A 13,144-nucleotide genomic window follows, 5' to 3' on the forward strand; every position below is an offset into this window, starting at 1 on the left:
ATGCCAGCATGGGCCGAACGCGCGGACGGCGAAGCCGTCCACCCTACGACAACCGTTTTCCTCCTTCGCGCGTTCAATTATCGGATGTCTCAGCGCACCCGCTTGTACCAGCCGCCATCGTCGAACAGCCGCTGGTAATCTCCCACGCAGGCATCGGCCGGCCCCAGCTCGCGGTCCAGTCCCAGCACCCCGAACAGCGACAGGCTTTCGCGGAACAGGCGCAGCACGCGCTGGCGCAGCAGCGGCCCGAAGTCGGGCAGGACCCGGCGGCAGACGATCGCATGGAATTCGTTGAACGAGGCGTCCGTCACCAGGCTGTACTGCGCCCACGTGATGCGCTCGCGCAGCCGCGGGAGCAGCCGCGCCTGGTCGCCCGATACCTCGAAGTAGTCGGCCAGGCGCCCCAGGCCGCCGCTTTCCTCGTATCCCTGCTGCGCCTGGGCCAGCTGGGCCAGCGGCACCGTGGCGTCGCGCAGGTCCGCCAGCAGCTCGTCGCTGCCCAGCGTCGCGAACACCTCGGTGCGTCCGTACAGCTTTTCCTCGGCCAGCAGGATCGCCAGCGTCCAGGCCTCGCCCACGCCGCCCGGTTCGGCCAGCCAGACCTTGGGCAGCGCGGTCGGGCGCAGGCTGTCGCCCAGCGCCGTGCGCAGCCTGCGCGTGTCCGCGGGTTGGTCGAACAGCGCCACCTTCTGCACCGCCAGCGCACGCACCAGGGCCGAGGCCACGCCCGGTTCGTGCAGCACCCGTTCCTGCAGGCTGGAGAGGGTTGCCAGCCCGCGCTGGCGCAGCATGGCCTGCAGCTTGTCGCGCAGGCCTGCCCTTGCATAGCCGCGGAAATCGACGCCGAAGCGCTGGTAGAGGGCTTCCAGCAGCAGTTCGGTCTCGAGTTCCTCGGTCGCCTGGAGGCTGGCAAACCCGGCGACCCCGCTCCATGCGGTCAGTTCGCCCATCAGTGCAACCACACCCGCATCATCGACAGCAACTGGGCCACATCGACCGGCTTGGTGATGTAGTCCGAGGCGCCGGCGGCGATGCACTTGTCGCGGTCGCCCTTCATCGCCTTGGCGGTCAGGGTGATGATCGGCAGCGAGCGGAACTTCGGGATGCGGCGGATCGCCCGCATGGTGTCGTAGCCGTCCATCTCCGGCATCATGATGTCCATCAGGACGATCTCGATGGTCGGGTCCTTTTCCAGCACCTCGATGCCGTCGCGGCCGTTCTCGGCGAACAGCACCTGCATCTGCTGGCGCTCGAGCAGCGTCGACAGTGCGAAGATGTTGCGCAGGTCGTCGTCGACGATCAGTACCTTGCGTCCGGCCAGGCCGCCGTCGAGCGCGTGGATCTCCTCCAGCATGCGGCGCTGGGTTTCCGGCAGGCTGGCCTGCGAGCGGTGCAGGAACAGCGCTGTCTCGTCCAGCAGGCGCTCCGGCGAGCGGGCGTCCTTCATGACGATGGTCTTGGCGTAGCGCTTGAGCTTCGTGACTTCCTTGCGGTCCAGCTCCTTTGCGGTGTAGATCACCACCGGCAGGTCGCGCAGGCGTTCGTTCGCGCCGATGCGGTCCAGCAGCTCGAAGCCCGAGATGTCCGGCAGGGTCAGGTCCAGCACCATGCAGTCGAAACGCGCGCTTTCCAGCGCTTCCAGGGCGGCGGCGCCGGTGTCCACGGTCACCATGTGGATGTCGGCATTGCCAATCAGCGAGACGATCGATTCACGCTGCGCCATGTCGTCTTCCACCACCAGCAGCGAACGCTTGCCACCCAGCAGGAACTTCTGGATGCGCTTGAATTCCTCCTGCAGCGCCTCGCGGCTCACCGGCTTGTTGATGTACGAGATGGCGCCCTGGCGCAGCGCGCGCTCACGCTCGCGCAGCGAGGACATCACGTGCACCGGGATGTGGCGGGTGCTCGGGTCGCGCTTGAGGCGGTCGAGCACCGTGAAGCCGTCGATGTCCGGCAGGTCGATGTCGAGCAGGATCGCCGAGGGCAGGTAGTCGCGCGCCAGCGACAGCGCCGAGTCGCCGCGCTGGGTGACCACGCCCTTGAAATTCTTCTCGCGCGCAAATTCGAGCAGCACCTTGGCGAAGCGCTCGTCATCCTCGACGATCAGCACCGACGGGTCGCCCGGGGTCACCAGGCCGCGGTCGTCCAGCACCGACGAGTACTCGACCAGCGAACCGCTTTCGATCGCGTCGATGGTGGCCACCTCAAGCGGTTCCTGCGCGACCGGCTGGTAGGTCACCGGCGCCGGGGCCGGCGGCGGGGCCAGGCGCGCCGGCTGCGGCTGGCGCGCCTGTTCGTAGTTGATGAAGCCGGCGCGGTTGTACGGCAGGTACAGCGTGAAGGTCGAACCGACGTTGACGGTCGACTCGACGCGGATCTCGCCGCCCAGCAGGCGCGCCAGTTCGCGCGAGATCGACAGGCCCAGGCCGGTGCCGCCGTACTTGCGCGCGGTCGAGCCGTCGGCCTGCTGGAACGCCTCGAAGATCAGCTGCAGCTTGTCGGACGGGATGCCCACGCCGGTGTCCTGCACCGAGAACGCGAGCACGGCATCGGCGTGCACCAGGTTCGGGTGGTCGGCGGTCCAGCCGCTGTTGACCAGGCTGATGGTGAGCGATACCTGGCCGTGGCTGGTGAACTTGAACGCATTCGACAGCAGGTTCTTCAGGACCTGCTGCAGGCGCGTGGTGTCGGTCATCACGGCGGTCGGCAGGTTGTCCGCCAGCTCCACCTGGAACCCGAGGTGCTTGGCTTCGGCCATGTGCCGGAAGGTGCGGTCCACGTAGTTGCGCAGGTTCGAGAAGCGGTACTCCGACACGTCCAGCGTGACGGTGCCGGATTCGATCTTCGACAGGTCCAGGATGTCGTTAATCAGGGTCAAGAGGTCGGAGCCGGAGCCGTGGATGGTCTTCGCGAATTCCACCTGCTTGCCCGACAGGTTGCCCTCCGGGTTGTCCGAGAGCTGCTGGGCCAGGATCAGGAGCGAGTTCAGCGGGGTGCGCAGTTCGTGCGACATGTTGGCCAGGAACTCGGATTTGTACTTCGAGGACAGGGCCAGCTGGGTCGCCTTTTCTTCCAGCGCCAGCTTCGCCTGCTCCACCTCGCGGTTCTTGCGTTCCACCTCGATGTTCTGCTCGGACAGCAGGCGCGCTTTCTCCGCCAGCTCCTGGTTGGTCTGCTGCAGTTCCTGTGCCAGCGACTGCGACTGGGTCAGCAGCGACTCGGTCCGGCTGTTGGCCTCGATGGTGTTCAGGACCACGCCGATCGATTCCATCAGCTGGTCGAGGAAGGACAGGTGGGTTTCGGTGAAGCGGTCGAGCGAGGCGATCTCGATCACCGCCTTGACCTGCTGTTCGAACAGGATCGGCAGCACCACGATGTTGTTCGGCGGCGCCGAGCCCAGGCCCGACGAGACCACGATGTAGTCGCGCGGGACGTCGGTCAGCCAGATGCGGGTCTTCTCCAGCGCGCACTGGCCCACCAGGCCTTCGCCCGGCAGGAAGGAGGTCGGCAGCTTGCGGCTGGAACGATATCCATACGAAGCGATCATGCGCAGGCGTGCATCGGCCTCCTGCGAATCCATCATGTAGAACACGCCGTGGTGCGCCGACACCAGGGGCGCCAGCTCGGACAGGATCAGCTTGGTCACCGCCTGCAGGTCGCGCTGGCCCTGCAGCAGGCGGGTGAAGCGCGCCAGGTTGGTCTTCAGCCAGTCCTGCTGCGCGTTCTTCTGTGTGGTCTCCTTCAGGTTGCGGATCATCTCGTTGATGTTGTCCTTCAGGTAGGACACTTCGCCGCGTGCTTCCACCTGGATGGAACGCGACAGGTCGCCACGGGTCACCGCGGTCGCCACCTCACCGATCGCGCGCATCTGGTTGGTGAGGTTTGCCGCCAGCTGGTTCACGTTTTCCGTCAGGTCCTTCCAGGTGCCGCCGACGCCCGAGACGTTTGCCTGGCCGCCGAGCTTACCTTCGGTACCCACCTCGCGCGCCACGCGCGTCACCTCGGATGCGAACGAGGACAGCTGGTCCACCATGACGTTGATGGTGTCCTTCAGTTCGAGGATCTCGCCCTTCACGTCCACGGTGATCTTCTTTGACAGGTCGCCACGCGCCACCGCGGTGGTCACCGCCGCGATGTTACGCACCTGGCCGGTCAGGTTCGAGGCCATGAAGTTCACGTTGTCGGTCAGGTCCTTCCAGGTGCCGCCCACGCCCGGCACGTAGGCCTGGCCGCCCAGCTTGCCTTCGGTACCCACTTCACGGGCCACGCGGGTCACTTCGGATGCGAACGAGGACAGCTGGTCCACCATGACGTTGATGGTGTTCTTCAGCTCGAGGATCTCGCCCTTCACGTCCACGGTGATCTTCTTGGACAGGTCGCCGTTCGCCACCGCGGTCGTCACGTCCGCGATGTTACGCACCTGGCCCGTCAAGTTCGAGGCCATGAAGTTCACGTTGTCGGTCAGGTCCTTCCAGGTGCCGCCCACGCCCGGCACGTTCGCCTGGCCGCCGAGTTTACCTTCGGTGCCCACCTCGCGCGCCACACGGGTCACCTCGGACGCGAAGGAGTTCAGCTGGTCGACCATGACGTTGATGGTGTTCTTCAGCTCGAGGATCTCGCCCTTCACGTCCACGGTAATTTTCTTGGACAGGTCGCCGTTCGCCACCGCGGTCGTCACGTCCGCGATGTTACGCACCTGGCCGGTCAGGTTGCCCGCCATCGAGTTCACCGAGTCGGTCAGGTCCTTCCAGGTACCCGCCACGCCCTTCACCTGCGCCTGGCCGCCGAGTTTCCCTTCGGTACCCACTTCACGGGCCACGCGCGTCACTTCGGATGCGAACGAGGACAGCTGGTCCACCATGACGTTGATGGTGTTCTTCAGTTCGAGGATCTCGCCCTTCACGTCCACGGTGATCTTCTTGGACAGGTCGCCGTTCGCCACCGCGGTCGTCACCGCCGCGATGTTACGCACCTGGCCGGTCAGGTTCGAGGCCATGAAGTTCACGTTGTCGGTCAGGTCCTTCCAGGTGCCGCCCACGCCCGGCACGTAGGCCTGGCCGCCCAGCTTGCCCTCGGTACCCACCTCGCGCGCCACGCGGGTCACCTCGGAGGCGAAGGAGCGCAGCTGGTCCACCATGACGTTGATGGTGTCCTTCAGCTGCAGGATCTCGCCGCGTACGTCCACCGTGATCTTCTTCGACAAGTCGCCGTTCGCCACCGCGGTGGTCACTTCCGCGATGTTACGCACCTGCGAGGTCAGGTTGCCCGCCATCGAGTTCACCGAGTCGGTCAGGTCCTTCCAGGTGCCCGCGACGCCCTTCACCTGCGCCTGGCCGCCGAGTTTACCTTCGGTACCCACCTCGCGCGCCACGCGCGTCACCTCGGACGAGAACGAGGAGAGCTGTTCCACCATGGTGTTTGCGGTCATGGCCGCGCGCAGGTACTGGCCCTTGAGCGGGTGGCCGTCGACTTCCAGCGCCATGGTCTGGGACAGGTCGCCTTTCGCCACAGCGCCGATGACGCGCGCCATCTCGGTGGTCGGGCGCACCAGGTCGTCGATCAGGGTGTTGACCGAGCTGATGATCGTGCTCCAGCCGCCCACCACGCCGGGCAGATCGGCACGCTGGGTCAGGTGGCCTTCGCGCCCCACCACGCGCGACACGTCGGTGACCGTCTCCACCATTTTCTGCTTGGTTTCGATGATGTCGTTGAGGGTGTCGGCAATCTTGCCTGACACGCCGGTCCAGTCCGAGGGCATGCGCACCGAGAAGTCGCCTTTTTTAAGCGCCATCAGGGTGGCCAGCAGTAGTTTGACGTCCAACTGTTCGCCCATGTCGGTCATGTTGTTCATCGACTAAATCCTTGTTTCGGTAAGAGGGTGGGGCAAGGGCAGCGCGCTGCGACTGTTACAAACGAATTTACGAGAAGATACTCTTGTATATTCCCAAGTCAATAGCCAAGCGATCTGGGCTGACAAATATTGCCAAGAAGAAAATACATGAGGGTAATCTCGCGGAGAGTAACCGAAACGACATACTGAAGGCGCACAATTGATGAGCTGTTGTTGTATTGCTACGACACGGCCGTCGAGCTATCTATTGGCAGAAGAAGAAAATGATAGTTTTGGTGAGTCTTCGGAGACGGCAAGTCATCTAGCATACCCATAAGTTGTTTACACGTTTCGCTTACCGGTATGAGCTCATGATCGATACAGCCTTGTTGCTGGCGTTGCTGGAGGCCAGGGATGACCAGACATGGGGTCAGTGCCTGTTCGCCGTTGCGCATGCCCAGGGGTTTGACCAGGTACTGTACGGGGTCGTACCGTCGCGGCACGTGCGCTTCGAGAATGCTTTTGTCCGCAGCAATTATTCGCATGAATGGCGTGACCGCTACGACAGCAACGGTTTCGCCTACGTCGACCCGACCGTCGGCCACTGCCTGTCGAGCACCTTGCCGCTGGTCTGGGCGCCGGCCACCTTCAATACGCATGAGCAGGGCGCCCTGTATGAAGAGGCGAGCGCCCACGGCATCCGCAGCGGGGTGACGCTGCCCGTGCATGGCCCCCATGGCGAGGTCGGAATGCTGAGCTTTGCTTCGGATACGCGGGCCGACGCGCCGTTCCAGCGTTCGATCGACGAGGTGCTGCCCTTGTTGTGCCTGGTCCGCGACTATGCGTTTGCCTCGTCGGCAAGGTTCCGCGAGGCGCGGATGGAGCCGGAACCGCCGCGCCTGACCCGGCGCGAGCTCGAAGTGCTGCAATGGGTCATGGCCGGCAAGTCCTCATGGGAGGTCGCCCGGATCACCGGGTGTTCCGAAGCGACCGTCAATTTTCACCTGGCGAACATACGCCAGAAGTTCGGCGTCAACACGCGCCAGCAGGCGGTCGTCAAGGCGATCGCGCTCGGCATCATCACGCCTGAAGATCACCATCGCTGAGCTTGCCGTTGACGTAGAGGCGCAGCAGGATCGCGACCGGCCCCGGAATCGCCAGGCCGGTTTCGAAACGGCTGCCGCTCGATTGGGTCACCCCGAAACGGCTCCAGAATTTCTCCTGGCTTTCGCGCTTGGCGATGCGCAGGCGCCGCAATTCATGCGGCATGGCGGGCTTGCCCCTGCCGTCGAACGTGCCTGCGTGTACCGCATGCTGTGCTTCCAGTTCCGCCGCCAGCGCCCCAACCATCATGTCGTTTGCCATGTCTGCTCCTTTCCGTTCCGGCTATGCAAAATGCAAGTATTCCATTTGCCACCGGAATCGCCACCTAGCAGAGCTGATAGTAGATTGCCTGCCCGAATTGCATGAATCTTATATGCGTAGCGCATAAATCTATTCACATAATTAGGGGCCAACCATGACGATGCAGATCAAGATTGCAGCACGCCGCGAGTTCAAGTCGAAGGATTTGTGGGAGATGCACGCGCTGCGTGCGAAGGTGTTCAGCGGACGGCTGGGCTGGGAGGTGCCGATCCTGTCCGGGATGGAGATCGATGGCTACGATGCCCTCGAGCCCCGCTACATGCAGATGCGCGAGCCCGGCGGACAGCTGCGCGGCTGCTGGCGCCTGCTGCCGACCGAAGGCCCGTACATGCTCAAGGATTCGTTCCCCCAGCTGCTCGAGGGCAGCGAGGCGCCGAGCGACCCGCGCATCTGGGAGCTGTCGCGCTTTGCCCTCGAGACCGACGCCAGCAGCCGCTACGGCTTCTCGGAAATGACGCTCGACTCGTTCGAGGCGATCGTCCGCCACGGGGTCGAGAACGGCCTGACGCACTACGTGACGGTGACGACCACGGCGATGGAGCGCCTGACGCGGCGCGCCGGCGTGGTCATCCGCCGCCTGGGCAGCCCGCAAGTCATCGGGGTCGAGACCGCCGTGGCGTTCTACGTGGACGTGCAGGCCACCTGGGACGCGCTGTACTCCAGGCGGATGGCGTCCTAGCCGGCAGCTTGCCCGGCGCTTGCACCGCGGCGCAGCTGGCGCCGCAGGAAGGTCCAGGTCAGCGCCCACATGCGCGCGGTCTGGGCGTTGTCGGCGGCGCCGGCGTGGCCGCCTTCCGTGTTTTCCCAGTACAGCACGTCATGGCCCTGTTCCAGCATGCGCGCCGCCATCTTGCGCGCGTGTCCCGGGTGGACCCGGTCGTCGCGCGTCGAGGTGGTGAACAGGGTGCGCGGGTAGCGCCGGTCCGGGCGCACGTTCTGGTAGGGCGAATAGCGGCCGATCCATTCCCATTCTTCGGGGTCGTCCGGGTTGCCGTATTCGCCCATCCAGGATGCCCCGGCCAGCAGTTCGTGGTAGCGCCGCATGTCCAGCAGCGGGACCTGGCACACGGCCGCCCCGAACAGGTCGGGGCGCTGGGTCAGCACCGCGCCGACCAGCAGGCCGCCATTGCTGCCGCCCATGATGCCCAGCCTGCCCGGTGCGGTCAACTGGCGCGCGACGAGGTCCTCGGCCACCGCGATGAAGTCGTCGAACGCGCGCTGGCGGTTTGCCTTCAACGCGGCCTGGTGCCAGCGCGGCCCGAATTCGCCGCCGCCGCGGATGTTGGCCAGGACCCAGACGCCGCCCGATTCGAGCCAGGCCGCGCCACTGACCGCGCCGTAAGACGGCTTGAGCGACACCTCGAATCCGCCATAGCCGTACAACACCGCGGGATTGCTGCCGTCGAGGCGGGTGTCCTCGCGCATCACGACGAAGTAGGGCACGCGGGTGCCGTCGCTCGAGCGTGCTTCGGCCTGGCTGACCACCAGGCCGGCGGCATCGAAGTAGGCGGGCATGGCCTTGAGCCGTTCGCCATGGGCGCTGCCGGCCTCCATCAGGTAGAGCGTGGTCGGCTCGGTAAAGCCGGTCACGGTGAGAAAGTACTGGTTCGACTCCACGGCGTCGAGCGCCCATGTGTCCAGCGAGCCGATCGCGCAGGCCGACGAGGGGGTGTCGACGTCCCGCCGGGTCCACCCGCCATCGACCAGGCGCAGTTCGACGATGCGGTTCTTGACGTTGTCGAGCACGGTGAGCAGCAGGGCGTCGCGCGTGACCGTCAGGCCGTCGAGCGAGGTCGAGGGCGTCGGTTCGAACAGCACTTCGAAGGCGGGCTGTCCGGCAAGCGCCGCGTCGAAGTCGGCAGCCAGCAGGGCGCCCTGCGGATAGCTGCGCCCGTCCACCTGCCAGCGCGAGCGCAGTTCGAGCACGAGCTGGCCCCGCACCGCGAACGCGTTGGCATCGAGCGGCTTCGGGACCCGCGCCAGCCGCCCCTTGTCGCGCACGAACAGTTCGCTGGTATAGAAATCGACCTGGCGCTGGACGAACTCGCGTTCGAAGCCCGGCGTCGGGTCGCGCCAGCCGGAAGCCGACAGGTCGCCGGCGGACGCCTCGTACACCGTGGCCGCCGCTTCCAATGGCTGCCCGCGCTTCCATTCCTTGACGATGCGCGGGTAACCGGAGCTGGTGAGCGACCCGGGACCGAAGTCGGTGCCGACGAACAGCGTGTCGCGGTCGATCCAGGCCACGTTGCTCTTGGCCTCGGCCAGGCGGAAGCCATCCGCCACGAAGCTGCAGCCGGCCAGGTCGAACTCGCGCACCACGGTGGCGTCGCCGCCGCCACGCGACAGCGACACCAGGCAGCGCTCGCCGTGCGGCTCCAGCCAGGTAACGCCGCCCCAGACCCAGTTCTCGTTTTCGCTGCTGGCAAGCAGGTCGAGGTCGATGACGGTTTCCCATGCCGGCTCCGGCTTGCGGTATTCGTCGAGCGTGGTGCGGCGCCAGATGCCGCGCACATGGACGGCGTCGCGCCAGAAGTTGTAGAGCCGCCCGCCATGGCTACCCGGGTACGGGATCTTGTCGGTCGAGTCCAGGATGGACCTCAGGCGCGCGCAAAAGGCGGGAAAGCCGGGATCGGCTTCGAGTTCGCCCTCGCTGGCGCCGTTGCGCTCGCCGACCCAGGCGCGGGCCTGCTTCCCGTCGATGTCTTCGAGCCACCGGTACGGGTCGTCGGGAGCAGGGGATTGTGGCGGCATTGCAATCCTAATAAGATGGAATGGTATCGATGAGAATGTGTTGCGTCCAACCACCTATACTAGCAATATCGAGCGGCCAGATCCGCACGCCTGGAGCCCCATGCAAGCACCGCAGTCCGCCAGTTCCGCACCAAGCACCCCGCGCCGGGGCGCGCGCGCCGCGCCGTGGGCCCTTGGGGTGGCCTTGTCGCTGGCGGTCGGGGCGCTGCTGTACCGCATCGCGGCCGGGGCGGTCGAGGACGATGCGCGGCGCCGCTTCGATGCCGTGGCCAGCGTGGCCCAGGAGCGGGTCGCCGCCGCCATCGCATCGTATGCGCGGGTGGTGCGCGGACTGTCGGCCCTGCACGTGGCCCGCGACAAACCGCTGGACCGCCTGAGCTTCCACCGCTACGTCAAGACACTCGACCTGCCGACCCACTTCCCGGCCATCGAGTCGGTCAACTTCGTCGCCCATGTGGACGATGCCGGGCGCGAGGCCTTCGTGGCGGCCGTGCGCAACGACCGCAGCCTGGATCCGGCCGGTTACCCCGGCTTCGACATCCGGCCTCCGGGGCGCCGGCCCTATTACGAGGTGCTGACCTGGATCGAGCCGCCGGGATTGCCGGTCGACCGCTCGGGCGTGGACATCGCCGTCTCGCCCTTGCCGGCGGCGGCGCTGGCAAGGGCACGCGACACCGGCGGCATCAGTGCTTCGGGACATCCGATCCGGATCCCGAAGCCCGTGCCCCATGTGGCGCTCGGCATGCGCGAGCCGCTGTACCTCGGCGGTCCGCTCCCGGCCACGCTCGAGGAGCGCCGCGCGCGCTACTTCGGCAGCGTCGGCATCGCCTTTTCGGTCGACCAGCTGGTCAAGCTTGCGCTCGGCTCGCTGTCGGCCCAGCCGGTGACGCTGTCCCTCTACAGCGAGACCGAGGCCGGCCCGGTCGCCGGCGGGACGCTGGCGCTGCAGGCTTCCGACCGGCTGCTGGTGGGGCCCGAAGTGCGCGGCGAGGCGGCGCGCCGCGGCCGCTTCACGACCCTGCGCGAGATCGACTACGTCGGCACGCGCTGGAAGGCGCACTTCGCGGCCGACCGCGACGCCATGGTGGCGACCTATGACCGCTACCTCCCTCTGCTGGCGCTGGCCTGCGGCATCTGCGGCACGATGCTGGTGTACGCGCTGTTCCTGAACCTGTACCGCTCGCGCCGCGCCGCGCTGGACCAGCGCCGCCTGCTCGATTCGGTGCTCGACAACCTCGACGCCTATGTCTACCTGAAGGATGGCGAGCGCCGCATCCGCTACCTGAACGCCAAGAGCGCCGCGCTGGTCGGCAAGCCGGCCGCCGCCATCGTCGGCCGGCGCGACCAGGACCTGCTGCCGGCCGCGAACGCCGACGCCATGTGGGAACGCGACCGCGCCGTGCTGGAAAGCGGCGTGCGCAGCGCCGGCCAGGTCGAGATGATGCTGCCGGACGGCGCGATCCGGCAGATGTGGAGCGTGCGGGTGCCGGTCCAGGCCGAGGACGGGATGCCCGCCGTGCTGTGCATCGCCACCGACGTGACCACCCTGCACGAGCTGAAGGCGGGGGCCGACGCGGCCAACCAGGCCAAGAGCGACTTCCTGTCGAACATGAGCCACGAGATCCGCACGCCCATGAACAGCATCATCGGGATGACGCACCTGGCGCTGCAGTCGAGCAGCGACCCGCACGTGCGCGGCTACCTGGAAAAGATCCACCACTCGGGCCAGCACCTGCTGCGCATCATCAACGACATCCTCGACTTCTCCAAGATCGAGGCCGGCAAGCTCGAACTCGAGACCGTCGGTTTCACGCTCGAGGCCGTGATGCGCAATGTCGCGCAGCAGCTGGGGCCGGCCGCCGCCGGCAAGGGACTGGGCTTCGACGTCGAGATCGCGCCCGAGCTGATGCGTCCCCTACGCGGCGATCCGATGCGCCTGGAGCAGGTGCTGCTGAACTTCGCGGGCAATGCGGTCAAGTTCTCCGACCACGGGCGGATCGCGCTGCGCGCCCGCATCGTGCGCAGCTTCGGGCCGGAACTGCTGGTGCGCTTCGAGGTGGAGGACAACGGCATCGGCATCGCGCACGACAAGATCGCACGCCTGTTCGCGCCGTTCGAGCAGGCCGACCCGTCGGCAACGCGCCGCCATGGCGGCACCGGCCTCGGGCTGGTGATCAGCAAGCAGCTGGCCGAGCTGATGGGCGGCGAAGCCGGCGTGGAGAGCACGCTGGGGTTCGGCAGCACCTTCTGGTTCACGGCTCGCCTGGCGTTGGAAGAGGGGGTGGACGGGCCAACCCAGGGTGGCGAGCGGCGCAAGTCTCCCTTCCAGACCGAGCGGCTGGATGGCTGCGCGGTGCTGCTGGTCGAGGACAACCTGTTCAACCAGCAGGTCGCGCGCGAGCTGCTGGCGCAGGCCGGCGCCGACGTGGTCGTGGCCGGCAACGGCCGCGAGGCGCTCGAGACGATGGCGCAGCAGCGCTTCGACTGCGTGCTGATGGACGTGCAGATGCCGGTCATGGACGGGCTGGAAGCAACCCGCCGCATCCGTGCCGATCCGGCGCTGCGCGGCACCCCGGTGATCGCGATGACGGCCAACGCCGGCGTGGAGGACCGTAGCCGCTGCCTGGAAGCGGGCATGGACGAGTTCCTGACCAAGCCGGTCGTGCCCCAGCTGCTGGCGGCGACGATCGCGCGCTGCGTCGGGCGCGGCACGGCCGCGCTGCCGGACCTCCCGGTCGCAACCGGGCAGGCCCACGGGCTGGTGGATCTCGAGATGCTCGCCGCCACGTTCGGGGGTGACCGTGACAAGATGCGTAAATATGCCTTCATGTTCCTGGAGACGGCGCGCGTGGCCCTGGCCGAGATCGACGTGGCGCTGTCCGGCGGCGACGTGGCGCAGGCCGCGCGCGTGGCGCACCGGGTGAAGTCGTCGGCGCGGGCGGTCGGCGCCAACGCCTTCGCCGCCGTGTGCGAGGAGCTGGAAAACCAGGCCACGCGGCCGGCCCAGGCGCGCGCGCTGGCGGCGCGGCTGCGGGCCAAGCTGGCGCGCATCGAGCGCGACATCACTGCCCAGCTCGGCGCGCGGGCGGCCGACCGGCGCTGACCGGGCGCACCGGTCCCCCGGCAACACGTGCCGGC

General features: G+C 66.9%; 7 protein-coding genes. 3 read left to right on the top strand and 4 right to left on the bottom strand.

Annotated features, from left to right (window positions below; all coding sequences use genetic code 11):
• Positions 1–89: 89 nt before the first annotated feature.
• Positions 90–950, bottom strand: coding sequence for a CheR family methyltransferase (locus tag ACFFJK_RS01275; protein ID WP_379677256.1), 861 nt, complete (start codon positions 948–950; stop codon positions 90–92).
• A complete protein-coding gene (locus ACFFJK_RS01280) occupies positions 950–5,851 on the bottom strand; it encodes a response regulator (RefSeq protein WP_379677257.1) in 4,902 nt (1,633 codons plus the stop codon). Before ACFFJK_RS01280 ends, ACFFJK_RS01275 begins: the two co-directional genes overlap by 1 nt.
• A gap of 350 nt (positions 5,852–6,201) precedes the next feature.
• On the opposite strand from ACFFJK_RS01280, the gene ACFFJK_RS01285 reads away from it, so the two are divergent.
• Positions 6,202–6,936, top strand: coding sequence for an autoinducer binding domain-containing protein (locus tag ACFFJK_RS01285; RefSeq protein ID WP_379677258.1), 735 nt, complete (start codon positions 6,202–6,204; stop codon positions 6,934–6,936).
• Here ACFFJK_RS01285 and ACFFJK_RS01290 read toward each other — a convergent pair.
• Complete coding sequence (locus ACFFJK_RS01290; protein WP_379677259.1) at positions 6,911–7,195, bottom strand: helix-turn-helix domain-containing protein; 285 nt, start codon at positions 7,193–7,195, stop codon at positions 6,911–6,913. The two genes, ACFFJK_RS01285 and ACFFJK_RS01290, sit on opposite strands and share 26 nt — an antisense overlap.
• A gap of 154 nt (positions 7,196–7,349) precedes the next feature.
• Between ACFFJK_RS01290 and ACFFJK_RS01295 the strand changes: the two genes are divergently transcribed.
• A complete protein-coding gene (locus ACFFJK_RS01295; RefSeq protein ID WP_379677260.1) occupies positions 7,350–7,934 on the top strand; it encodes an acyl-homoserine-lactone synthase in 585 nt (194 codons plus the stop codon).
• On the opposite strand, the gene ACFFJK_RS01300 is transcribed toward ACFFJK_RS01295, so the two are convergent.
• Positions 7,931–10,006 carry a prolyl oligopeptidase family serine peptidase gene (locus ACFFJK_RS01300; RefSeq protein ID WP_379677261.1) on the bottom strand — a complete coding sequence of 692 codons (2,076 nt, stop codon included), beginning with the start codon at positions 10,004–10,006 and terminating at the stop codon, positions 7,931–7,933. The genes ACFFJK_RS01295 and ACFFJK_RS01300 overlap by 4 nt on opposite strands.
• 100 nt (positions 10,007–10,106) lie before the next feature.
• Between ACFFJK_RS01300 and ACFFJK_RS01305 the strand changes: the two genes are divergently transcribed.
• On the top strand, positions 10,107–13,109 hold the full coding sequence (locus tag ACFFJK_RS01305; RefSeq protein ID WP_379677263.1) for a response regulator: 3,003 nt from the start codon (positions 10,107–10,109) through the stop codon (positions 13,107–13,109).
• The last annotated feature ends 35 nt before the right edge of the window (positions 13,110–13,144 follow it).

It is taken from the genome of Massilia consociata (assembly GCF_042432755.1).
GTDB classification, from domain to species: Bacteria; Pseudomonadota; Gammaproteobacteria; order Burkholderiales; family Burkholderiaceae_D; genus Telluria; species Telluria consociata.

Coding starts and splice junctions, on each gene's coding strand:
- ACFFJK_RS01280 (WP_379677257.1), bottom strand. CDS start 5,851: ATGAACAACATGACCGACATGGGCGAACAGTTGGACGTCAAACTACTG.
- ACFFJK_RS01305 (WP_379677263.1), top strand. CDS start 10,107: ATGCAAGCACCGCAGTCCGCCAGTTCCGCACCAAGCACCCCGCGCCGG.
- ACFFJK_RS01285 (WP_379677258.1), top strand. CDS start 6,202: ATGATCGATACAGCCTTGTTGCTGGCGTTGCTGGAGGCCAGGGATGAC.
- ACFFJK_RS01275 (WP_379677256.1), bottom strand. CDS start 950: ATGGGCGAACTGACCGCATGGAGCGGGGTCGCCGGGTTTGCCAGCCTC.
- ACFFJK_RS01290 (WP_379677259.1), bottom strand. CDS start 7,195: ATGGCAAACGACATGATGGTTGGGGCGCTGGCGGCGGAACTGGAAGCA.
- ACFFJK_RS01295 (WP_379677260.1), top strand. CDS start 7,350: ATGACGATGCAGATCAAGATTGCAGCACGCCGCGAGTTCAAGTCGAAG.
- ACFFJK_RS01300 (WP_379677261.1), bottom strand. CDS start 10,006: ATGCCGCCACAATCCCCTGCTCCCGACGACCCGTACCGGTGGCTCGAA.